Source organism: Perlucidibaca aquatica (genome assembly GCF_001676655.1).
In the GTDB taxonomy this organism is placed as follows: Bacteria; Pseudomonadota; Gammaproteobacteria; order Pseudomonadales; family Moraxellaceae; genus Perlucidibaca; species Perlucidibaca aquatica.
In genome coordinates, this window is sequence record NZ_LZDB01000002.1 from 1,511,456 (window position 1) to 1,532,824 (window position 21,369).

At 58.5% G+C, this 21,369-nt stretch carries 21 protein-coding genes; 16 read left to right on the forward strand and 5 right to left on the reverse strand.

All coding sequences use genetic code 11. The features are described from left to right. Positions 1-7: 7 nt before the first annotated feature. Genes A8710_RS10800 through lnt form a run of 4 tightly spaced genes read left to right on the forward strand, consistent with a single transcriptional unit; the run spans position 8 to position 3,956 of the window. Complete coding sequence (locus A8710_RS10800) at positions 8-1,054, forward strand: PhoH family protein (RefSeq protein WP_068860433.1); 1,047 nt, start codon at positions 8-10, stop codon at positions 1,052-1,054. After that, positions 1,051-1,590, forward strand: coding sequence for an rRNA maturation RNase YbeY (gene ybeY, locus A8710_RS10805; RefSeq protein ID WP_082968811.1), 540 nt, complete (start codon positions 1,051-1,053; stop codon positions 1,588-1,590). The genes A8710_RS10800 and ybeY overlap by 4 nt, the downstream gene beginning before the upstream one ends. Continuing rightward, positions 1,590-2,420: an HlyC/CorC family transporter gene (locus tag A8710_RS10810; protein ID WP_068860435.1), complete on the forward strand. Its 831-nt coding sequence runs from the start codon at positions 1,590-1,592 to the stop codon at positions 2,418-2,420. Before ybeY ends, A8710_RS10810 begins: the two co-directional genes overlap by 1 nt. Before the next feature lie 21 nt (positions 2,421-2,441). Continuing rightward, positions 2,442-3,956, forward strand: coding sequence for an apolipoprotein N-acyltransferase (gene lnt, locus A8710_RS10815; protein WP_068860437.1), 1,515 nt, complete (start codon positions 2,442-2,444; stop codon positions 3,954-3,956). On the opposite strand, the gene A8710_RS10820 is transcribed toward lnt, so the two are convergent. Beyond that, a complete protein-coding gene (locus A8710_RS10820) occupies positions 3,936-4,931 on the reverse strand; it encodes a CobW family GTP-binding protein (RefSeq protein WP_068860439.1) in 996 nt (331 codons plus the stop codon). The two genes, lnt and A8710_RS10820, sit on opposite strands and share 21 nt — an antisense overlap. A 109-nt stretch (positions 4,932-5,040) precedes the next feature. On the opposite strand from A8710_RS10820, the gene A8710_RS10825 reads away from it, so the two are divergent. Next, the gene (locus A8710_RS10825; protein ID WP_068860441.1) at positions 5,041-5,982 is read left to right on the forward strand and encodes a TIGR01777 family oxidoreductase; all 942 of its coding nucleotides are present in this window, start codon (positions 5,041-5,043) and stop codon (positions 5,980-5,982) included. Positions 5,983-5,991: 9 nt separating this feature from the next. Here A8710_RS10825 and zigA read toward each other — a convergent pair whose 3' ends face one another. Next, positions 5,992-7,212 carry a zinc metallochaperone GTPase ZigA gene (gene zigA / locus A8710_RS10830; protein WP_068860443.1) on the reverse strand — a complete coding sequence of 407 codons (1,221 nt, stop codon included), beginning with the start codon at positions 7,210-7,212 and terminating at the stop codon, positions 5,992-5,994. 250 nt (positions 7,213-7,462) lie between these two features. Here zigA and A8710_RS10835 point away from each other — a divergent pair, with 250 nt between their 5' ends. Genes A8710_RS10835 through A8710_RS10850 form a run of 4 tightly spaced genes read left to right on the forward strand, consistent with a single transcriptional unit; the run spans position 7,463 to position 11,857 of the window. Further along, the gene (locus A8710_RS10835; protein WP_198341663.1) at positions 7,463-8,695 is read left to right on the forward strand and encodes a TolC family protein; all 1,233 of its coding nucleotides are present in this window, start codon (positions 7,463-7,465) and stop codon (positions 8,693-8,695) included. Further along, positions 8,692-9,894: an efflux RND transporter periplasmic adaptor subunit gene (locus A8710_RS10840; RefSeq protein ID WP_068860447.1), complete on the forward strand. Its 1,203-nt coding sequence runs from the start codon at positions 8,692-8,694 to the stop codon at positions 9,892-9,894. Before A8710_RS10835 ends, A8710_RS10840 begins: the two co-directional genes overlap by 4 nt. Then, the gene (locus A8710_RS10845; protein WP_068860449.1) at positions 9,894-10,640 is read left to right on the forward strand and encodes an ABC transporter ATP-binding protein; all 747 of its coding nucleotides are present in this window, start codon (positions 9,894-9,896) and stop codon (positions 10,638-10,640) included. The genes A8710_RS10840 and A8710_RS10845 overlap by 1 nt, the downstream gene beginning before the upstream one ends. Continuing rightward, positions 10,637-11,857 carry an ABC transporter permease gene (locus A8710_RS10850; protein ID WP_068860451.1) on the forward strand — a complete coding sequence of 407 codons (1,221 nt, stop codon included), beginning with the start codon at positions 10,637-10,639 and terminating at the stop codon, positions 11,855-11,857. Before A8710_RS10845 ends, A8710_RS10850 begins: the two co-directional genes overlap by 4 nt. Before the next feature lie 19 nt (positions 11,858-11,876). Here A8710_RS10850 and A8710_RS10855 read toward each other — a convergent pair whose 3' ends face one another. Then, the gene (locus A8710_RS10855) at positions 11,877-12,641 is read right to left on the reverse strand and encodes a YdcF family protein (RefSeq protein WP_068860453.1); all 765 of its coding nucleotides are present in this window, start codon (positions 12,639-12,641) and stop codon (positions 11,877-11,879) included. 75 nt (positions 12,642-12,716) lie between these two features. Here A8710_RS10855 and relB point away from each other — a divergent pair, with 75 nt between their 5' ends. The 6 genes from relB to A8710_RS10885 all read left to right on the forward strand — a co-directional run bounded on the left by relB (position 12,717) and on the right by A8710_RS10885 (position 18,343). Beyond that, positions 12,717-12,917, forward strand: coding sequence for a type II toxin-antitoxin system RelB family antitoxin (relB, locus tag A8710_RS10860; RefSeq protein WP_068860454.1), 201 nt, complete (start codon positions 12,717-12,719; stop codon positions 12,915-12,917). Next, the gene (locus tag A8710_RS10865; protein WP_094078690.1) at positions 12,895-13,179 is read left to right on the forward strand and encodes a type II toxin-antitoxin system RelE/ParE family toxin; all 285 of its coding nucleotides are present in this window, start codon (positions 12,895-12,897) and stop codon (positions 13,177-13,179) included. Before relB ends, A8710_RS10865 begins: the two co-directional genes overlap by 23 nt. A gap of 152 nt (positions 13,180-13,331) precedes the next feature. After that, a complete protein-coding gene (gene leuS / locus A8710_RS10870) occupies positions 13,332-15,947 on the forward strand; it encodes a leucine--tRNA ligase (RefSeq protein WP_068860461.1) in 2,616 nt (871 codons plus the stop codon). Positions 15,948-15,976: 29 nt separating this feature from the next. Then, positions 15,977-16,507: an LPS-assembly lipoprotein LptE gene (locus A8710_RS10875; protein WP_068860462.1), complete on the forward strand. Its 531-nt coding sequence runs from the start codon at positions 15,977-15,979 to the stop codon at positions 16,505-16,507. Next, complete coding sequence (holA, locus tag A8710_RS10880) at positions 16,504-17,526, forward strand: DNA polymerase III subunit delta (protein WP_068860464.1); 1,023 nt, start codon at positions 16,504-16,506, stop codon at positions 17,524-17,526. Before A8710_RS10875 ends, holA begins: the two co-directional genes overlap by 4 nt. Before the next feature lie 16 nt (positions 17,527-17,542). Next, positions 17,543-18,343, forward strand: a complete 801-nt coding sequence (locus tag A8710_RS10885) for an acyl-CoA thioesterase (RefSeq protein WP_068860466.1) — start codon at positions 17,543-17,545, stop codon at positions 18,341-18,343. Here A8710_RS10885 and A8710_RS10890 read toward each other — a convergent pair. Then, a complete protein-coding gene (locus A8710_RS10890) occupies positions 18,312-18,821 on the reverse strand; it encodes a hypothetical protein (RefSeq protein ID WP_068860468.1) in 510 nt (169 codons plus the stop codon). The two genes, A8710_RS10885 and A8710_RS10890, sit on opposite strands and share 32 nt — an antisense overlap. After that, positions 18,821-19,936: an META domain-containing protein gene (locus A8710_RS10895; protein ID WP_068860470.1), complete on the reverse strand. Its 1,116-nt coding sequence runs from the start codon at positions 19,934-19,936 to the stop codon at positions 18,821-18,823. Before A8710_RS10895 ends, A8710_RS10890 begins: the two co-directional genes overlap by 1 nt. A 162-nt stretch (positions 19,937-20,098) precedes the next feature. On the opposite strand from A8710_RS10895, the gene A8710_RS10900 reads away from it, so the two are divergent. Beyond that, a complete protein-coding gene (locus A8710_RS10900) occupies positions 20,099-21,355 on the forward strand; it encodes a glutamate-5-semialdehyde dehydrogenase (protein ID WP_068860472.1) in 1,257 nt (418 codons plus the stop codon). Positions 21,356-21,369 lie beyond the last annotated feature (14 nt).

A 21,369-nucleotide genomic window follows, 5' to 3' on the forward strand; every position in this document is an offset into this window, starting at 1 on the left:
CATCACTTTGAATACCCCGACGACCAGTCACCGCAAGTTGCCCTTAACGCCCGAAGACCCACGCCGTTTGGCGTTGCTTTGCGGCGAAATGAATGAGCACATCAAATTGATTGAGCAGCGCTTACAAGTGCAAATCAATCAGCGCGGGTATTCCTGTGTGGTGCACGGCGATGAGCCCGCGGCACGCCTGGCGGAAGAAGTGTTGTTGCGCCTCTACGACGAAACGGAAACCAGCAATACCCTCGCCCCCGAGACCGTGCATTTGGTCTTGCAAATTGCGCTGAGCCAACTCGCCGATAACGCCTCGGCCACGCCCTCCTCCGGGCATCAGGCACGACGCACGGCAATCGTGGCGGAAGGTCTTGATGACGGCCCGGTGCTCATCACCAAAAAAGGCTCCATACGCCCGCGTGGTGTGAATCAACGACGCTATGTTGAGCAAATTCTGAGTCACGACATTAGCTTCGGGGTGGGGCCTGCTGGCACGGGTAAGACCTATCTAGCGGTTGCATGTGCTGTGGATGCGCTGGAGCGCGACCAGGTTCGCCGCATTTTGTTGGTGCGCCCTGCGGTTGAAGCCGGCGAGAAGCTGGGTTTTTTACCCGGCGATTTGTCCGAAAAGATCAATCCGTATCTGCGCCCGCTCTACGATGCACTCTACGAAATGCTCGGCTTTGAGCGCGTGGCCAAGCTCATTGATCGCGAAGTGATTGAAGTGGCTCCGCTGGCGTATATGCGGGGCCGCACGCTAAACCATGCCTTTATTATTTTGGATGAAAGCCAAAACACCACGCCGGAACAAATGAAAATGTTCTTAACGCGCCTGGGCTTTGGCTCTAAGGCCGTCATTACCGGCGACATTACCCAAGTGGATTTACCGCGTGGGCAGCCGTCTGGCTTATCGCAAGCCTTGAAAGTGCTAGAGGGTGTGGATGGCATTCACGTCACGCACTTTGCCTCCCGCGATGTGGTTCGTCATCCGCTCGTCATGCGCATCGTGGATGCTTACGAAAAGTGGGACGCGAAGCAGCCCCCGCGACCGGAGCGAACATGAGCTTGGACCTGTGGCTGGATATTGATGAGACGCTGCTGAGCCGCTCCGAGCTCATCGCCAGCCTGCCAAAAGAAGCCGATTTTCAGGCCTGGGCAGACGCTACGCTGCGTGCCGCTGGCCGCTCCGAGCAGTCGGTAAGCATCGATATTCGAATTGTGAGCGAAGCCGAAAGCCAGGCGCTGAATCGTGATTACCGGGGCAAAGACAAGTCGACCAATGTGTTGTCTTTTCCTTCCGACCTACCCCCTGAGCTAATCGCCGAGCTGGAAGAAATTCCTTTGGGCGACCTTGCCATCTGTGCCGATGTGGTTGCTCGTGAAGCCGAAGAGCAGGGCAAGTCACTGCAGGCGCACTGGGCGCATATGACCGTTCACGGGGTCTTGCATTTGCTCGGCCACGACCATATTGAGGCAGCAGATGCTGCCTGTATGGAGCCATTAGAAATCGCCATTTTGGCCACGCTGGGCTGGGAAAACCCCTACGATGACGAGCCCAGCGATACCCCCACTTTAGTCACACCAAGGGAACTACCGTAATGAACGAGGGCGACAGTCCGAAATCCTGGTTAAGCCGACTCACCGATGTGTGGAGCGACGAACCGGAAACGCGTGATGATCTGATTGCCGTGATCCGTGATGCTGCCAAGCGCGGCCTGATGGATGTTGAAGCGCTGCATATCATTGAGTCCACGCTGCAGGTTTCGGAGCGGCAAGTCCGCGAAATCATGATCCCGCGCGGCCAGATGGTGGCTATTCGCAGTGATGATGAATTACGTGAGTTTCTACCAGGCCTGATCGAGTCTGCACACTCTCGTTTTCCGGTGCTGGCGGCCGACAACCCCGATGAAGTGCTGGGCATTCTCTTTGCGAAAGACTTGCTAAAACTCATCCTTGATGGGCGCGACCGCATTGCCCTGAAGGATTACCTGCGCCCCGCGTTCTATGTGCCGGAGTCGACTCACCTCGACAAACTCATCCGCGAGTTCCGCAGCAAGAAGAGTCACATGGCGATTGTGGTTAACGAATACGGCGGCATTGCTGGTCTGGTTACCCTCGAAGATGCGCTGGAGCAGATCGTGGGCGAGATTGACGACGAACACGATTACGAAGACGACGAAGACGTGCTGATTCGCGAAACCGGCCCAAAAGAATGGGTGGTGAAGGCGCTGACGCCAATTGCCGACTTTAACGAGCACTTTGGCAGCCGCTTCAACAACGACGACTTCGATACCATCGCGGGCATCGTGATCAATGGTTTTGAGCGCCTGCCGGAAAAGGATGAGCAGATCGTGTTGGAACGCTGGAAATTCACCATCCTCGCCGCGGATTCGCGCACGATACGTCTACTCAAAGTAGAACCCAGCTAACCAGCCCACGAGCCTCGCCCCATGTCCCGTTTGTCTCAACTCATGCACGCCGTGCGGCCAACGCCGGCGGCATTTTGGCTGGCACTGATCGCCGGTGCGCTCATGCCCTTGGCGCTCGCCCCCTTAACGTGGTGGCCGGTAGCTCTGCTGGGCATTGGCCTGCTCGCCGACTTGCTGGAGGGCCAAAGCCCTCGCCGTGCCGCAAAAACCACCTTCCTGTTTGGCTTCGGCCTGTGGTTGCACGGGGGTAGCTGGCTGGTCGTGTCCATGCATGACTTTGGCAATACCTCATGGCCGTTGGCACTGGCGTTGTTGACCTTTGTGGCTGCCTTAATGGCGCTACTCTTTCTTCCGCTGGGTTGGCTCTATGCCCGCTTTAAATTGGACAGACTGGCCTGGCTGACCTTACCGGCGCTCCTCGTGGTGGGTGAGTGGCTGCGCAGCTGGGTACTCACGGGCTTCCCGTGGCTCATGACCGGCTATGGTTTTATCGACACCCCCATCGCGGGTTGGGCGCCCTTGTTTGGCGTGTATGGGGTGAGCTTGGCGGCCGGCATTACCGGCATTGCCCTGTTCAAGATCGTGCGGGAAGGCAAAAAGGCCTATTTGCCTTTAGTGACCTTGGGCGTGATTTGGATAGGCGGCGGCCTACTCAACCCTATCGCGTGGACTCAGGTTGACCGTAGCCAGGCCATGTCGGTCAGTTTGGTTCAGGGCAATATTCCGCAAGAGTCCAAGTGGGCGTTGGAGTGGCGCGACAAAACCGTGAAAATCTATCGCGACTTGTCTGCACAGGAGTGGGGTCGCGACATCGTGCTGTGGCCAGAAGCGGCCATCCCCATGTTTGCGCATGAGGCACAGGATGTACTCGCGGACATCGAAAATGATGCCCTTAAAAAAGGCTCAGCTTTCGTCACGGGCATCCCTTACGCCACTTGGAACAAGGAGCGCACGGGCGTGCTGTTTTACAACAGCATTGCCGCCATGGGCGATGGCTTAGGCCTGTACCACAAGCAGCAATTGGTCCCGATTGGCGAATACATTCCCTTTGAAGACTGGCTGCGCGGCGCGATTCCATTTTTTGATTTGCCCATGTCGAGCTTTACCTGGGGCCCCAGCAAGCAGGCGCCGCTACTCGTTAAGGCGCAGCCCATGGCCCCGTTTATTTGCTATGAGATTGCATACCCTGAGTTGGTTCAGCGCCTCTCTAAACCCGCGGCCTTCCTCACTACCATCAGCAATGACGGCTGGTTTGGTCGCTCCATTGGCCCAGATCAACATTTTGAAATGGTGCGTATGCGCGCTAAGGAAACCGGGCGCTATATTCTTCGCGGCACGAATAACGGCATCACGGCCATTATTAACGACCAAGGCAAAGTAGTGACTCAGGCGCCACGTTTCGTTACCGCCGTGCTTCGTGGCGAGGTCTATCCCGCGCAAGGCTTCACCTTCTGGCAACGCTTCGGTGTGCAGCCGATTTTGGCCCTGTGCGCCCTCTTATTGGTCGCGGGCCTGCTAGTCAGTCGCCGCCGCTAAGTCTGACTCGCTGATGACTCGACAGGCCAGTAAAGCCTGTTCGAGCTCCGGCCAATCCAGCTCGCTTAAGCTGATGATTTCCACACGATTATCCGCGCGATACTCTGAGCTTTTAATGCTCAGATCCTGTCCGGTCGCATTAAAGAAAACCCAACCTTGATCGGTGTGGAATACCCCCTTAACGCGCTCTGCCACTCGCCACGACAATAAGATGGTGAGTAAAGGGTCGTGCTGGAACTGCCAGCTTGGGGGGAAAATCCAGCCGCCCACGGCTTGGCCCTGGCGCTGCTCGTGGTAGTGAAATGGCGGTGTTTGCGGTGGCAGCTCCACGGCTTGGGCTGAAGCTGCTGGCCGCAAATGCAGCAGAGAGCGTCGCACGGTGACGGGTGTTTTCAGCGGCGCATCCAACCACGCCAAGGCTACCTGCCCCGGCTGTGCAAATTGCAGCGGCTTTTGGCGTTGCTCAGCCAGCGCAATGGCCTGCTCGCGAGCGTCGTCACTAAGCACGTCCGCCTTGGTAAACACCAATACGTCGGCCACATCGATCTGCGCGTTAAACACCTCATGTTCGGTAAAGCGCGGCTCACTGAGCTGCCTCGCGTCAATGGCGCAGAGCGTTGCGGCGGGCTTCAAATAAGCCTGCCAATGCGGCTCACGCAACATCTGCAAGAGTTCACTGGGATGCCCCAGACCCGTCGGTTCAATGAGTAAGCGCGTGATGCCGGGCTCGGCAATGACCTGGCCCAAAGCAATTTGCAGGGGAAGATTTTGCGTGCAGCAGATACAACCACCGGGAACTTCTCTTAGCCACACACCAGACTTCGCCCAGGCCACCTGATCAATACCTATTTGACCAAACTCATTCACAATAATGGCCCAGCGCTCATTAGCGGGCTTAAGAGCCAGCAGCGCCGAAATTAAGGTGGTTTTACCGGCGCCTAAAAAGCCAGTGATGACCTGGGTGGCAATCGTCATATCACCCTTCTGAGTTCTGCATGTGTAAACATCACGCCCTGTCCCCTTCCCTATTTTCTCTGGCTGTCGCTAGACTGGCCTCATTCTAAAACGCCAAAGCGAAGACGCCATGAATATTCTGCTCACCGGAGGCACCGGCTTTATCGGCAGCCTGTTGTTACCAACGCTGCTTAACCCCAGCGAATACGGCGCTAGCCATCGCGTTACCGTGCTAACGCGTCGCCCCGCAAAATTCGCGGTGAAGCATCAGGATGCCATTATTGCCGGCCACCTTCGTGTCATTGGCACCCTTGCGGAACTGACCCCCGAAGACCGTTACGACGCCGTGATTAACCTTGCGGGCGAAGGCATTGCCGACAAGCCGTGGACCAGCCAACGCAAGCGCGATTTGTATGACAGCCGGTTCACGCTCACCGAGTCTCTGGTGACATGGATCGCCAGCGCGAAATCCAAACCCGCCGTGCTCATTTCTGGCTCCGCCATAGGCTGGTACGGCAGCCAAGGCGATAAAGTGTTGGAAGAAGGTGCCTTACCTCATGTCGAATATGTCCACGAACTCTGCCAGAGCTGGGAGCGTGCTGCAGCCGCAGCCGAAGCCCACGGCGTGCGCGTTTGCCTTCTGCGAACCGGGGTTGTTGTGGGTGCCGGCGGTGGCTTTTTACGAAAGCTACTGCCGCTCTTTGGCTTAGGCATCGCGGGCCCCTTAGGCACCGGCCAGCAATACCTGTCGTGGGTATCGCTGACCGATATCGTGCAGATTATCTTGCGATTACTTCACGATACGTCGCTCAACGGTGCGTTCAATGCCACGGGGCCTCGGCCTGTTACCAATGCCGAGTTCACGCAAACGCTGGCAAAGCTGCTTCGCCGCCCCGCATTTATTCGATTGCCCGCCAGCGTGCTGAAATTGGCCATGGGCGAAATGTCTACGCTGCTGCTAGACGGCCAGCGCGTTATCCCTAGCCGCCTGCTGCAGGCAGGCTATGAGTTTCGCCAAGCGAGTCTAGAAGAGGCTCTGCGCGCCGCACTCGGGCAGCGCAGAACCCCATAACCCTCGCACTCAGCTCGGCTTTTTTAACAGCCATTGCGGGAAGGGGTCCGACAGCGCAGCCCAGGCTTCGGGCCCCATCTGCATTTCAGCATCGGTGAGTAGGCAGGCATCAAGTATATCTATGGCATTTTTCGTATCCAACGACTGGCCAATAAACACGATCTCTTGTCGGCAATCGCCTACCTCAGCATCCCACTCGGCCAAGATTGCTTCGCGCGAGGCCTCGTCTTCCGGCCAGTGCTCCGGCGCGACCGAGGCCCACCAATGACCTGCCGCACCGTAATGCAAAATCCCGCCAGCCTGTGCAATCTCACCCGCTGCTTCATAACGGCTGGCGAGCCAGAATAAGCCCTTACTGCGTAGCAAGCGTCCACCGCCCGGCCACGGGGTGTGAAGAAATTGCCAAAAGCGCTCGGGGTGAAATGGGCGGCGCGCTCGGTACACAAACGACTCAATGCCATACGCCTCTGACTCCGGCACATGCTCGCCACGCAGCTCAGCCAACCAACCTGCCGACTGGCTAGCTTGCTCAAAATCAAACAAGCCCGTGTTAAAGACTGCGTCGTTATCTACCCGACCTTGCTCAATCGGAATGATGCGGGCGCTACGATTTAAGTGCCTTAGCACGGCCATCAAGGCCTTTAAGTCATCTGGAGACACCAAGTCGGTTTTATTCACCAAGATGATATTGGCAAACTCGACTTGCTCCGTGAGCAGGTTGCTCACATTGCGAATGTCCTCATCATCGGTGGTCGCGCCGACGTCGAGGAGCGTATTGGCCGCCAAGTATTCCTGTGGAAATGACAGGGCATCGACGACGGTCACTAAGGTGTCGAGTCGCGCTAAGTCCGACAGCGAAACACCGAGTTCATCCCGGAACGTAAATGTTTCAGCCACGGGCAAAGGCTCCGAAATACCGGACGATTCAATCAAGACATAATCAAAGCGCCCAGCCTTGGCCAGCTCCGCCACCTCAATCAACAGGTCCTCGCGCAAGGTGCAGCAAATGCAGCCGTTAGACATTTCGACCAGTCGCTCCTGCCCCTGATGCAATGCCCCCTGCTCTCGAATCAAGCGAGCATCAATATTGATTTCATTCATGTCGTTGACGATCACCGCCAAGCGCAGCGAGCGCTGCTGTTCAAGCAGATGCTTAAGCACGGTGGTTTTGCCCGCGCCTAAGAATCCAGACAACACGGTAACGGGCAAACGACTATCTGAAGGCTGCATGCACTTCTCCGGTAGATATTGTTACCTTATAACATATCACATCTGACCTGATTTTTCCGCGTTCATTGCACCAGTTGCGTCAACGCGCACCCCCTCATAGCGTCTGTTTATGCTCAACGTACCCACACGCGTGCTAAGGTTTCGCTATTACACACTGAGGTTCACCATGCGGCTCGCCACTATCTGCCTCCTACTTACATCGAGCCTAAGCTGGGCCACTGCCCCCGCACCCCTGTCGCCTCCGGCCGAGATGAACCTGGCTCAATTTATTGATCGTAGTCTCAGTGCTAATCCGGACACGCGCGCGGCCTGGCAACGCAGCCGCAGTCAAATCGAGCGTGTCGGCATCGCTCGCTCGGCCTATTACCCCACCCTGGATGCCACTGCCAGCATCGGCGAGTCGTTCGGCGATAGCGCACTGCCCGGCGCTGATCCGCAAACGCGTTTAGCCTTGAGTAGTCAGTGGCTACTCTGGGATTTTGGCGGCCGACGCGCCAATCTCGACAGTACCCAGCAAACCTTGGCGGCCTTACAAGCCAATCAAGATCGCCTGAGTCAATTGGTGGCTCTAAACGCCGTGCAAAGTTGGTTCAATCACCTCAGTGCAGGGGCACGCGTCACGGCTGCAGCCAGTTCACTACAAGCCGCCGAAGAAACCGCGAAAGCCGCACGCCAGCGTCAGCAAATCGGTGTAGCCACGCGGGAAGATGAACTCCAAGCGGAAACCGCCTTAGCACAGGCGCGACTGATACTGATTCAACGCGAAGGCGAACTTGCTGCCAGTGCGGGCCAGTTAGCGATAGTGGCGGGATACCCGGCAGACACGGTGATTCGCCTGGATTTTCGTGAGCAGGAATTAGACTTGTTAAGGCAACAAGCAAGCGCTCAGCCTCCCCAGCTTTCACAGCTGATGACGCTCGCGCAAACGCGTCGGCCTGACCTTATTGCGCAGCAGCGACGCTTGGACGCGAGTCAGTCCGAGCTGGATCGCATTGCCGCTCAGGCTAGGCCCTCGCTCACACTCAGTGCCACCACCGCCAGCGACCGCAATGAACTCAGCCAACGCGACGGTGGGCAGCTGGCACTCACCGCGACGCTCCCGCTATTTACCGGCTTTCAGCAACGCCATCTAAACGCCTTGGCCGCCTCGCAACGCACCGAGCAAGACATTGAGTTAACGCGAATTCAGCAGCAGGTGAGCTTAGATGTTTGGTTAGCGTGGCAGCAATTGAACACCGCACGAGCGCGTATCGATGCCACCGACAGTCTGCTCACGGCCGCCACGGAATCGAATCGTGCCGCCCTCGCCCGCTATCGCGCCGGACTCGGGAATTTACTCAATGTGCTGACGGCGCAAAGCAACCTGGCTGAAGCGCAACAACAACACGCAACCTCTCGATTTGATTTTGCCAGTGCCCGCCTGTCGTTGGCGCAAGCCAGTGGCTTACTGGTGCGCGACGCCACTTTGGAGATGCATCCATGATCGCTTTAACGCCGGCTCGCCGACGCTGGTTAGGCGCAAGCCTTGTCGTTTTCCTGGTGCTCGCCATCGGGCTAAAAGCCTGTGGCGGGGGCGATGATGGTCTGCGTTATCGCAGCGAAGCCGTCGATCGCGGTGACATTTCGCAGCGCGTCGCCGCCAACGGCCAACTCAGCCCGGTCACGCTGGTGTCGGTAGGCACACAGGTATCCGGCATCGTGCGTTCCTATAGCGCCGACTTTAATGATCGTGTGGAGGCCGGCCAGATACTGATGCAGCTCGATGACGACCTCTTGCAAGCACAGCTCACGCAATCGCGCGCCAACCTCACCAGTGCCCAAGCCTCCCTCGCCCTGGCACAAAGCAACTGGTCACGCATACAGCCCTTGGCTAAAGAAGGCTTTGCCTCCTCGCAGGAGTTAGATCAAAGCCGGCAAGCCCTGCGCGAAGCCGAGGCCCGTGTCGCGCAGACCCGTGCGCAAGTGCAACGCGATCACGTCAACCTCAGCTACTCCGTGATTCGTTCGCCGGTCTCTGGCGTGGTGGTACTGCGTGCAGTGGATGTTGGCCAAACCGTGGCCGCCAGCTTTCAGACGCCCGAGCTGTATAAAATCGCCAAAGATCTGCGTGAAATGGTGATTGATGCCTACTTTACCGAGTCCGACATTGGCGACATTCGCGTGGGTCAGGCCGCGCAATTTCGCGTTGATGCCTACCCCAATCGCAACTTTGATGGCGTGGTAAAACAAGTTCGGCTCAACCCGAAAACTGAACAAAACGTCGTGACCTATGCCGTTGTCATTGCCGTGGAAAACCCCGATCAAATCCTGTTACCGGGCATGACGGCCTACGTCACCATTAACACCCAAAGCAAAAAAAATGTTTTGCGTGTACCTACCGCTGCCCTGCGCTTTCGTCCTCCAGAAAATGCCAAGTTAGTGCCGCAGGACAACGCTGAGCCAGCCAAGGCTGCCGACACCAAACCCTCACCCAAAGCACGCGGCACGCGCCAGCAGGGCAAAGTGTGGATTCACACGCCGGAGGGCTTAAAAGCCGTCCGTGTTCGCCTTGGCATTACCGACCGTCAGTTCACCGAAATTACCGGTGGCACGCTAACCGTTGGCGACAAGGTGGTGATTGAACAGGCGCTTAGCTCGGAAGAAATCGCCAAAAAGGGCATGAAATTCCGGATGAATGATTGATGACCATCGTCATCCGACTGCAAGGCTTGGTAAAGGACTATCCCAGTGGGCTGGGGCCGGTGCGTATTCTGCATGGCATTGACTTGCTCATCGAGGCTGGCGAATTTGTGGCGGTGATGGGGCCCTCTGGCTCCGGCAAATCCACTCTCATGAATATTCTGGGCTGTCTCGACAGTGCCAGTGGCGGCGACTTTGCGCTGGCAGGTCAAACAGTTAATACACTCGACACCAATGCCTTGGCCGATCTTCGTAACCGCTACATTGGCTTTGTTTTTCAGGGCTTCAATTTATTGCCGCGCAGCACGCTGCTAGACAACGTGGCGCTGCCGCTGATTTATGCCGGCGTGCCCCTCGCTGAACGCAAACAACGCGCTGCCGACATGCTCGCCAAAGTCGGCTTGGGTCAGCGCCTAAACGCCCTACCCGGGCAAATCTCCGGAGGTCAGCAACAGCGTGTCGCCATCGCTCGCGCGCTGGTGAATCGGCCCGCCCTGATTCTGGCCGACGAACCCACCGGCAACCTCGACACGCACACCAGCGACGAGATCATGCAGCTGTTTAAACGCCTTAATCAGGATGAAGGCATCACCTTGGTCTTAGTCACCCATGAGCCGGATATTGCGGCACATGCCTCGCGCTTAATTCGACTCGTGGATGGCCACAAGGCGTGGGATGGCGACACCGCCACAGGCCTTATGGCGGCATCGCACAGCAGCACGATGCTAACTGAGGGCAGCACGCCATGATGCTCGTCATGCTGCGCGAAGCCTTGCTCGCGCTCAAAGCCAATCGCCTGCGCAGCTTCCTGACCATGCTCGGCATGATCATTGGCGTCGGCTCGGTCATTGCCATGCTTGCTATTGGTCAGGGCGTGCAAGCGCGTATTGAACAGTCCATCAAAAGCATGGGCTCGAATCTGTTCATCATTCTGCCCGGCGCCACCAGCTCGAACGGTGTTCGGACCGGTTTTGGCAGTGCGCCCAACCTCACGGTAGAAGATGCCACGGCACTGAAAAACACGCGCCATGTCATTGCCGTGGCGCCGGTTGTGCAGTCCAACGCGCAGGTGATTTACGGCACACAGAACTGGAACACCACCATCATTGGCAGCAACGCCGACTACTTCGGCTTACGCGACTGGGTGGTAACGTCCGGCTATGCCTTTGATACGCCTGAGCTGCAATCGGCGGCGCAGGTGGCACTGATTGGCCAGCAAGTCGCCAGCAATTTGTTTGGCGACAACGACCCCATTGGCGAGACGCTGCGCATTCGTAACGTCCCGTTTCAGGTTATCGGCGTGCTGGGTAGCAAAGGCCAAAGCCTCGATGGCCGCGACCAGGACGACACCGTCGTCATCCCCATCACCACCGCGCAGCGCAAGCTCTCCGGCAGTCGCTTTCGCAACTCCGTGCGCTTAATTATGGTGCAGGCGGAAAGCGAGGCGGTGATGCCACAAGTCGAACAAGACCTGCGCGATCAATTGCGTCAGCGCCATCGCCTCAGTGCCGAGGCAGAGGATGACTTTACGCTGCAAAACCTCACGGCCATTGCCAAGACGGCGGCCGAAACCACCGCCATTTTGTCGCTGCTGCTGGGGGCCATCGCCGGTATTTCCCTGCTGGTGGGCGGTATTGGCATCATGAATATCATGCTGGTGTCGGTGACCGAGCGCACCCGCGAGATCGGCATTCGCATGGCTATCGGCGCACGGCCAAACGCTATCCGCATGCAGTTTTTGCTGGAGGCAATCTTAATTTCACTGGTGGGCTGTTTCATCGGTGTTGGCGTTGGCATTGCGGGGGCCTATGCCGCAGCAATGGCCTTTGAGCTGCTGGTAATTGTTACCCTCAGCTCCATGCTGCTGGCCTTTGGCGTGGCGGCCGCGATTGGGGTTTTCTTCGGCTTCTATCCGGCCAATCGTGCCGCTAAATTGAAACCGATTGATGCGTTGCGGTATCAGTAAGCGCGGCCAAGGTGCTCAGCTAGCGCAGCGAGTCTCGCGCCAAACCCAGCCACTCGTGTAGGGCGCGACGGCTATGAGCCAAAGACTCATGCTGCGGCGTCCAGCGCTCAACGACGCTGTAACCTTGCGCTTCTGTAGTGAATTGAGTGGGTGCTGCCAGCACCGTGAAGCCAGCGCGCTCGAAGACTGTCACCGCCCGTGGCAAATGGCTGGCATGACTGACCAGCACAATCTGGCGGATACCCAACGGCAACAAAATCGCCGCGCTCAGCTCGGCATTCTCGGCGGTCGTTCTCGATGCCGACTCCAGCCAGCGCACCGGCACGCCAAAGTCCTCGCGCAGGCTCTCCGCCATTAATTCAGCCTCCGGCCGCTGCGTGTTCAGCGGCATGCCGCCTGTGACCAGAATCGGCAAGCCCGATTGGCGCTGCGCCCGCGCGGCATAGCGTAATCGCACCAATACCGCCGGGCTGGACACATCCTGCCCCGCAAACTCGGGCGCCCGGGGCGAACGGCCGCCGCCCAACACAACAATCGCGCCATAGCCAGCCGCCTTTAGCTGCGTCAGATCCGTGAGCGGCTGCACGCGAGCCTCCAGGGGGCGCGCTATCCAAGCACTGCCCATCGGCGTAGCCAGCAAATACATGGAAGCGATAGCAAGCACAGCCAGCCCCGTGGCGCTGTAGCGATGGCCGCGCCAGGCCAGAAAAAGCGCCAGCAGAGCGAGCAGACACTGAAGGCCCGGCGGTAACAGCACGAGATGGATGAGTTGGGTCAGGATCATGGCGGCGATTCTATAGCGCTTTTCGCTTCCATCACGAATCGGCTAATATCTGAGCACCAGTAAAGGTAACCCACCATGAATGCAAAGTTATCCCCCATGGTTTCCGAGTTTGAAACCGACGAGCAAGCGGCGAGCTATGACCGCTGGTTTAGAGCACAAGTGGACGCGGGACTGAACAGCACCAAGCCTCTGCTAACCCACGATCAAGCGATGGATCGCCTTGATGCACAACTCACCGAGCGAAGGATCGCCCGTGCAAAGAATTCGCTGGACTGACGAAGCATCCACTGACTTGGTGGAAATCATTGATTACATCGAGCAACGCAATCCCCTAGCTGCGACTGATCTTCACCAAGAAATTGTTCAAGCTGTCGAGGGTCTGCCCTCAGGCCCGTTCCTGTTTCGCGCTGGACGCGTCCCCGGAACGCGTGAGTGCATCGTGCATCCCAATTACCTGATTGTTTATCGCATCGGCGTTGAAACGATTGATGTGATCCGCGTATTGCATGCTAGGCAAGCGTTTCCCATCAACTCATGACGGGCCAAGCACAGCAAAGATGGTCGATATAATCTCCATCGCTTGACCGCTAACCATGGTACTCACAACTTCTCTATACTTGGCCCCCTATCGCCAGCCGCCCCACAGATTGTCTGCCCACGGCCCCTGGCAACACAAAAGACTTGAGCACCATGCAAGAACAGTATCAACCGAATGCGGTGGAAGCCGCCGCCCAGACCGAGTGGAACCGTGCCGACGCCTTTCGCGCCGATGACAACAGCAGCAAGCCACGCTACTACTGCCTGTCCATGTTCCCCTATCCCAGCGGCAAGCTGCACATGGGCCATGTGCGCAACTACACCATCGGCGATGTGCTGGCGCGCTACAAGCATCTGAACGGTTTCAATGTACTGCAGCCCATGGGCTGGGACGCGTTCGGCCTGCCCGCCGAAAATGCCGCGATGAAGAATCAGGTTGCGCCCGCCGCGTGGACTTACGCCAACATCGATTACATGAAGACCCAGCTCAAGTCGCTGGGGCTGGCCATCGACTGGTCACGCGAAGTCACCACCTGCAAGCCGGACTACTACCGCTGGGAGCAATGGCTGTTCACCCGCCTGTTCCGCAAGGGCGTGATCTACAAGAAGTCCGGCAATGTGAACTGGGATCCGGTGGATCAGACCGTGCTTGCCAACGAGCAGGTCATCGACGGGCGCGGCTGGCGTTCCGGCGCGCTGGTAGAGAAGCGCGAGATCCCGATGTACTACTTCGGCATCACGCAATATGCCGATCAATTGCTCAATGACCTAGACCAGCTCGACGGCTGGCCGGAACAGGTCAAGACCATGCAGCGCAACTGGATTGGCAAGAGCTTCGGTGCCGACATCCAGTTTGATTACGATGTCGCCAGCGTCGGCATCGATGGCCAGCTCAAGGTCTACACAACACGTCCGGACACGCTCATGGGCGCGACGTATGTGGCAGTGGCTGGCGAGCATCCGCTGGCTGTGCGTGCGGCCGCCGGCAATACCGAACTGACCGCCTTCATCGCCGAATGCAAGGCCGGCTCGGTCGCCGAAGCCGACATGGCGACGATGGAAAAGAAGGGCATGGCCACCGGCCAGTTCGTCATCCACCCGCTCAATGGCCGCAAGCTGCCGGTGTATGTGGCCAACTATGTGCTCTGGGGCTATGGCGAGGGCGCGGTGATGGCCGTGCCGGCGCATGACGAACGCGATTTCGCGTTTGCCAACAAGTACGCGCTGCCGATTGAGCAGGTCTACAAACCCGCTAACGGCGACAACAGCTTCAGCAGCACAGACTGGCAGGGCTGGTACGGCGACAAGACCGGCCTAGTCACCGTCAACAGTGGCCAGTACGACGGCCTCGACTTCTCTGCAGCCTTCGACAGCATCGTCGCCGCACTGGAGGCCTGCGGCCACGGCGCCCGCAAGACCCAGTTCCGTCTGCGCGACTGGGGCATCTCCCGCCAGCGCTACTGGGGCTGCCCTATCCCCATTATTCACTGCCCTTCGTGCGGTGATGTACCGGTGCCGGATGACCAGCTGCCGGTCGTGCTGCCCGAGCATGTCGTGCCTGACGGTGCCGGCTCGCCGCTGGCGCGCATGCCCGAATTTTACGAGACCACCTGCCCGACCTGTGGCGGCGCTGCCAAGCGTGAAACCGACACCATGGATACCTTCGTGGAGTCGTCCTGGTACTACGCCCGCTATGCCTCGCCGCAGTGCGACACCGGCATGGTCGATGCCAAAGCCGCGCAGCAGTGGCTGCCAGTGGATCAGTACATCGGCGGCATCGAGCACGCCATCCTCCACCTGCTCTACGCGCGCTTCTTCCACAAGCTCATGCGCGATGAAGGCCTGGTACAGGGTGACGAGCCGTTCAAGAATTTGCTGACGCAGGGCATGGTCGTGGCCGACACCTTCTATCGCGAGCAAGACAACGGCGGCAAGGACTGGATCAACCCGGCCGACGTCACGCTAACCCGCGATGACAAGGGCCGTATCACCGGCGCTCTGCTCGCTGCCGACGGCCAAGCGGTCATCCACGGCGGCATGGAGAAGATGTCGAAGTCGAAGAACAATGGCGTTGACCCACAGTCGCTGATTGACCAGTTCGGTGCCGACACCTCGCGCCTGTTCATGATGTTTGCGGCCCCTCCGGAGCAGTCTCTGGAATGGTCCGATGCCGGCGTGGAAGGCGCGAATCGCTTCCTGCGTCGTCTCTGGAAACTGGTACACGGCCATCTCGCCAAGGGCGCTGTGCCGGCGCTGGACACGGCCGCGCTCACTGCCGACGAGAAGGCACTGCGCCGCAAGCTGCACGAAACCATCACCAAAGTGGGCGATGACTACGGCCGCCGCCTAACCTTCAACACCGCGATTGCCGCTGTGATGGAGCTGCTCAATGCCGTGCAGAAACTCGATGCTCAGCAAGGTCAGGCCTTGGCAGTTGAGCGTGAAGCGCTGCACAGCGCCGTGATCTTGCTCGCGCCCATCGTGCCGCACATCAGTCACGCCCTGCTGCAAGCTTTTGGCAATAGCGATGGTCTGCTCAATGCACGCTGGCCCGAGGTCGATGCCAGTGCACTGACTCGCGACAGCCTGACGCTGATGATCCAGGTTAACGGCAAGTTGCGCGGCCAGATCGAGGTTGCTCCCGATGCCGATAACGCCAGTATCGAAGCCGCTGCGCTGGCCAACGCCGATGCTCAGCGCACCATTGCCGGCGCACCGGTGAAAAAAGTGATTGTGGTTAAGCAGAAATTGGTCAATATCGTCGTTTGAAAATACTGGTCAACCGTGGAGTACACCGTATGCGCCTAGTCTGGCTTAGCCTGCTGACCCTCGCCCTGAGCGCCTGCGGTTTCCACCTGCGCGGCCAGTTCACGCTGCCGCCGTTGCTACAGCCCATCGCTGTGGCCAGCACCGTGCCGACCCTAGAGGGTCGCGTGAGTGCGGGCATCCAACGCATGGGTGGCGTCATTTCAGCCGATGCGCCGATGCAGCTGCGCATCACCCGCGAAACCATCACACGCCAAACCAGCACAGTAGACCGCCTCGCGAAAGCGGCGGAATACACGCTGTTTTATGAGCTCACCTACCAGCTTAAATACGCCAGTGGTGTACCGGCACAGCCCGAGCGCTCCATCCGCTTGCGCCGTACCTACCAATTCGATAACACCCGTATTGTGGGTAAGTTCGATGAAGAAACAACGCTGCAGGAAGACATGCGCCAGCAGGCCATTGCCCAATTGCTGACCCAGTTGTCGCGCACCCAAGCCAGCGAACTTTCACCCGATGCGACGGCACTGCCAACACCACAGGCCCAGCCCACACAACCATGAAGTTGCGCCCGGAGCAGTTGCAGCGACATCTCCTAGACGGCCTGCAGTCTGTTTATGTGCTCTGTGGCGATGAACCGCTCCTGCTGCAAGAAAGCACGGACTTAATTCGTCAGGCCGCCACTAAAAACGGCTATAGCGAGCGCCAAGTCCACGCGATTGAGCGAGGCTTTTCTTGGGATGCCCTGATCGCCGACAGCCAAGCGCTATCGCTTTTTGCCGAACGCAAACTGGTGGAGCTGCGCTTTAGCGGCAAGCCCGACGCCGCCGCTGCCGACGTCTTAATCGACTTTGCTCAGCGCCCGCCAGAAGACACGCTATTGCTCATCACACTGCCCAAGCTTGATGCGGCAGCGCAGAAGTCGAAATGGTTTACGGCACTGGATAACCATGGCGTTCAAATCACCGTCTACCCCGTCGATGCCAGCGCCCTGCCCGGCTGGCTGAGCCAACGCGCACAAAGTTTGGGCCTGCGGCTACCGACCGAGGCCCTGCAATTACTCGCTGACCGCACCGAAGGCAACTTGCTCGCCGCAGCGCAGGCCTTAGAAAAACTCCGCCTACTTAGCGATGGCAATGACATCAGTTTCGACACAGTAGCCAGCCTCGTGAGTGACAGCACGCGCTACTCGGTTTTTGATTTAGCCGATGCCGTCTTGATGGGCGATGCCAGCCGAGCGGCACGACTTCTGCTCGGCTTAGAAAGTGAAGGTCAAGCCGAGTCTGTTGTGCTGTGGGCCTTACAAAAAGACCTGCGTGCGCTCACCTTAGCGGCAGAACAAATGAGCCAAAGTGGGCAGCAGGCACTGTCTTCACAGGCGCTTAATCAACTGGGCTTTTGGGCCAAGCGCCAAGGTCCGGCACAGCAAGCGTTACGCCGCCTTTCGCTGATTCGACTGCAACGCCTAACCAGCGGCGTTATCGATGTGGACAAAGCCATCAAAGGGCAGTCGCCCGAACGCGCCTGGGACGCCCTGCTGCGCTTAACCATGGCCATGGCGGGCCGCCCTCTTTTTGTCTGATCTTCGGAGCTGCGCTATGTCGTTCGCCTCACTTTTACAGCCCTTGCAGCAAAAAGCCGGCGCCCAACAAACCCTGATGATTCCACCGAACTGGGGACAAGGTCGCGCAGCTTATGGCGGCTTAGTCGCCGCGTTTCTGCAAAGCCACTTAGATGCCGAGCAAAGTGAAGGCCGCCCACTCAGAGCCGCCCAAATTGCCTTTATTGGCCCTGCAACAGTCGGTGAGGCCCAGATCGAAAGCCAACTATTACGCACCGGTAAATCGGCGCTGCAAGCCGACGCTCGATTGCTGCAAAACGGTGCTGTGGTTGCGACATTACAAGCGACGTATGGTGCAGACCGCAGCTCGCAACTATCAGAGCCAGCCCCTCAACGGCCCAGCATGAAAGCGCCTGAAGACTGCCCTGCGCTGCCTTACATAGCCGGCCTTATGCCAGAATTCACCCAGCATTTTGATATGCGTTGGAGCGAAGGCGGCCTACCCTTTAGCGGACATGAAAGCGGCAACATGAAAGGCTGGATTCGTTTTCGAGAGGGCGAGGCCATTGATCTGAACCCCGCTTGGGTACTGGCCTTGGTGGATGCGTGGCCGCCTGCGGTAGTGGCTCGCTGCAGCGGACCCGCCAACCTCAGCACCATGACTTGGGCTGTCGGTTATCGCCCTATTAAAGAGACTATCAATGCGCAGGGCTGGTGGGCTTATCAGGCCGACACCATCAGTTGCAGTGAGGGCTATGCCCATATCCGCTCAACGCTGTGGTCGCCAGCCGGTGAGGTCGTGGCGCTTAGCCAGCAAACGGTGGCGGTATTTTACTGAGCGGCTCTTCGCTCAGGTTACGCGTTAATAAGCGCTTCAAATACTCCACAAACTCCGGGTCTTCGCCACGGAGCAAATCGGGCAGCGCCTGCCGAAAGTCTGGGCGTATGCACCATTCCTGCAAATAGTCTTCCCACGATGACCATCGCCGCTGCTGTTTCGCCGCCATGTCATCTTCGTATAAGAGTAAGTAGGCACGTTCAAACAGCGACACCAACATGGTGAAGATGATGCGCTTACGCTCAAGCTGCTCCTCATCCAAGCCTTCTGCCTGTTGCAGGGAGAATAATTTGAGATCGGGATTTTCCAGTGCGATTTTCAGGAAGTCTTGGTAGTTGTCGGACAGTAATTGGAAAACCTCTTCCTCTTCGTTTTCCCGCTCCTTGCGCTGCTCATACAAGAACACGGCTATCGCCAAGGGCAAACCCACCACGGTCACCACATAGCTCAGTAATTCCCACACCTCTAGGGCCGACATCACATCATCTCCGTGGCAACAAACCGAGCCAAAACCTGATCGCCCTGCAACAACTCTAATTGATGACCGACCTGGCGATACTGTTTGGACTCGCGCAGCACCTCCATCAGGGCACGCTCCTGCTGCGCCATGGCATCACGACAATACGCTCGTGTGCTGCTCATTCGGCTCAAACTGAGCTTGTTATCACTAAGCTGCCAAGTGCCCTGCAAACGATTGCAGCCGGTGGTGCCCGTTAAGCGCCCCCCTTTGCGCAGGCGAATATGCGCAGCCTGACCCAGCACGGCTTCTTGGGCAGAAACTCCCTTAACGCTGCTCAGTAGCCACACGGTTTCTTGTAGCGGTTGTGCCGGCGCAATCGGCCCCTGAGCACAGGTTTCATTCGGCCAAAAACGTTCGAACGCGGTGATATTCAACGCGCGCTTTACCGACGACGACTTCGCTGTGGGTTCTTGCCATTGTGCGGTGAGCGCGGCCAGCACGGGCCCTCGGGCGCGGCGATCAGCAGGAACCGTTTGAATGTGTTGAAGCATTTTAGCGGCCGCTGGTGAATCCGCTAAGGGCAATACTTGCGCGCTAAGGCATTCGGTGATCATCGCCTGAGCCCCCGAATTAGCCGGCTCGGAATACAGGGCCAGCAAGCGCATTTCGTCACTGATCAAATCGGGCTTGGGCTGTCGTTTCAGCACGTATTCACGAATCGAGACGATGTCATTGCCTTGCTCATCAAGCATGACTAAGTCACCTTGCGGCAGAAGCCGAAACTGCCGCTGGCTAGCGCCTTTTAAGAGCAGCCGACGCGCATCGCCCAGCGTTGCTGACCAGCGCCCAACATCGTAGAAGCGCTCCTCGGCACCGCCCTTGCTTGCCACGTATGACTCGCGCAGGCGAAAAAGCCCATCCGGGAATAGCGTGACCGCGAGCCAGCGCTCACTGCAACCCGGACAAGACACTTCCCCTACCCACGTTTGCACGTGCTCCGAACGTAAGTTCTTGCCACCCCCACCGCTCTGTAAGGCACAGCCTGAAATCCCGAGCACCAGCCATGCCAATACCGCCCAATAACGGAGGCTAGGTAATCGCTTGGGGAGACTGATTAAGGGGGCTGAGTTCATGGCTGCTAGGCGATAGCGTTCGCTCTTATGGGTTTATCGTGTTGTTCTTGCGTTAAAACTGTCATGCACTGCATACACTGTAAAGTAATGTTCTGTAAATGCACGCGACAGCGCGGGCAGGCTCGCTATAATCTGACCTTAACTAATTTCGGAACTCATGGCATGGATATCGTTGCCTACATGCGCAGCCTTGGCGCTGCCGCCCGCCAGGCCTCACGCGTCATCGCTCGCGCCAATACCGGTGCCAAGAACGCTGCCTTACAGGCCATTCACGATGAGCTGCTACGCGACCGCGCCAGCGTGCTCGCCGCCAATGCCCGCGACATGGCCGCCGGGGAAGCCAGCGGCCTCGATGCCGCGCTGCTCGACCGCCTGGCGCTCGACGATGCCCGCTTCGACGGCATGCTCGAAGGCCTGCGCCAGGTCATCGCCCTGGCTGACCCCATCGGCGAGATGACCGACTTCACCTACCGCCCTTCCGGCATCCAGCTTGGCAAAATGCGTGTGCCGCTCGGCGTCATCGGCATCATTTACGAGTCGAGGCCGAATGTGACGCTGGAGGCCGCGTCGCTGTGCCTGAAGTCGGGCAATGCCACCATCCTGCGCGGCGGCAGCGAAGCGCTGCAAAGCAATAACGCCATCGCTGCCTGCATTCAGCGTGGACTCGAGGCCGTGGGCATGCCACGCGCCGTGGTGCAGGTCGTAGAGACTGCCGATCGCGCCGCTGTTGGCCAGCTCATTACCCTGCCCGAGTTTGTCGATGTCATTGTTCCCCGTGGCGGCAAAGGCTTGATCGAGCGCGTCTCGCGTGAAGCCCGTGTGCCGGTGATCAAGCACCTCGACGGCAATTGCCATGTCTTCCTCGATCGCGACGCTGATCCGGTCAAGGCCGAGCGCATCGCCATCAACGCCAAGACGCACCGCTACGGCGTCTGCAACGCCATGGAAACGCTGCTGGTGGATGCCCCCGTGGCCGCTGCGATGCTGCCTGGCCTCGCCGCCGCCTATCGTGCCAAGGGCGTAGAACTGCGCGGCTGCGCACAAACCCTGGCGATCATTGGCGATGGCATCGCGGCCAGCGAAGACGACTGGTACACCGAATACCTGGCGCCCGTACTGGCGATCAAGATCGTCGATGGCGTCGATGCCGCCATCGCGCACATCAACCAGTACGGTTCGCACCACACGGATGCCATCGTCACCGAAAACTACACGCGGGCGCGCCAGTTCCTCGCCGAAGTCGACTCCAGCTCGGTCATGGTCAATGCCTCCACGCGTTTTGCCGATGGCTTCGAGTACGGCCTCGGCGCCGAAATTGGCATTTCCACCGACAAAATTCATGCGCGTGGCCCGGTCGGCCTGGAAGGCCTGACCTCGCAGAAGTGGATCGTCTTTGGCGATGGCCAGATTCGTGGCTGATACCGCTGCTCTGC

What these genes read in the sequence shown, in the direction of transcription:
- ybeY (WP_082968811.1), top strand. Translation starts at nt 1,051, where the DNA reads ATGAGCTTGGACCTGTGGCTGGATATTGATGAGACGCTGCTGAGCCGC.
- A8710_RS10810 (WP_068860435.1), top strand. Translation starts at nt 1,590, where the DNA reads ATGAACGAGGGCGACAGTCCGAAATCCTGGTTAAGCCGACTCACCGAT.
- lnt (WP_068860437.1), top strand. Translation starts at nt 2,442, where the DNA reads ATGTCCCGTTTGTCTCAACTCATGCACGCCGTGCGGCCAACGCCGGCG.
- A8710_RS10820 (WP_068860439.1), bottom strand. Translation starts at nt 4,931, where the DNA reads ATGACGATTGCCACCCAGGTCATCACTGGCTTTTTAGGCGCCGGTAAA.
- A8710_RS10825 (WP_068860441.1), top strand. Translation starts at nt 5,041, where the DNA reads ATGAATATTCTGCTCACCGGAGGCACCGGCTTTATCGGCAGCCTGTTG.
- zigA (WP_068860443.1), bottom strand. Translation starts at nt 7,212, where the DNA reads ATGCAGCCTTCAGATAGTCGTTTGCCCGTTACCGTGTTGTCTGGATTC.
- A8710_RS10835 (WP_198341663.1), top strand. Translation starts at nt 7,463, where the DNA reads ATGAACCTGGCTCAATTTATTGATCGTAGTCTCAGTGCTAATCCGGAC.
- A8710_RS10840 (WP_068860447.1), top strand. Translation starts at nt 8,692, where the DNA reads ATGATCGCTTTAACGCCGGCTCGCCGACGCTGGTTAGGCGCAAGCCTT.
- A8710_RS10845 (WP_068860449.1), top strand. Translation starts at nt 9,894, where the DNA reads ATGACCATCGTCATCCGACTGCAAGGCTTGGTAAAGGACTATCCCAGT.
- A8710_RS10850 (WP_068860451.1), top strand. Translation starts at nt 10,637, where the DNA reads ATGATGCTCGTCATGCTGCGCGAAGCCTTGCTCGCGCTCAAAGCCAAT.
- A8710_RS10855 (WP_068860453.1), bottom strand. Translation starts at nt 12,641, where the DNA reads ATGATCCTGACCCAACTCATCCATCTCGTGCTGTTACCGCCGGGCCTT.
- relB (WP_068860454.1), top strand. Translation starts at nt 12,717, where the DNA reads ATGAATGCAAAGTTATCCCCCATGGTTTCCGAGTTTGAAACCGACGAG.
- leuS (WP_068860461.1), top strand. Translation starts at nt 13,332, where the DNA reads ATGCAAGAACAGTATCAACCGAATGCGGTGGAAGCCGCCGCCCAGACC.
- A8710_RS10875 (WP_068860462.1), top strand. Translation starts at nt 15,977, where the DNA reads ATGCGCCTAGTCTGGCTTAGCCTGCTGACCCTCGCCCTGAGCGCCTGC.
- holA (WP_068860464.1), top strand. Translation starts at nt 16,504, where the DNA reads ATGAAGTTGCGCCCGGAGCAGTTGCAGCGACATCTCCTAGACGGCCTG.
- A8710_RS10885 (WP_068860466.1), top strand. Translation starts at nt 17,543, where the DNA reads ATGTCGTTCGCCTCACTTTTACAGCCCTTGCAGCAAAAAGCCGGCGCC.
- A8710_RS10890 (WP_068860468.1), bottom strand. Translation starts at nt 18,821, where the DNA reads ATGTCGGCCCTAGAGGTGTGGGAATTACTGAGCTATGTGGTGACCGTG.
- A8710_RS10895 (WP_068860470.1), bottom strand. Translation starts at nt 19,936, where the DNA reads ATGAACTCAGCCCCCTTAATCAGTCTCCCCAAGCGATTACCTAGCCTC.
- A8710_RS10900 (WP_068860472.1), top strand. Translation starts at nt 20,099, where the DNA reads ATGGATATCGTTGCCTACATGCGCAGCCTTGGCGCTGCCGCCCGCCAG.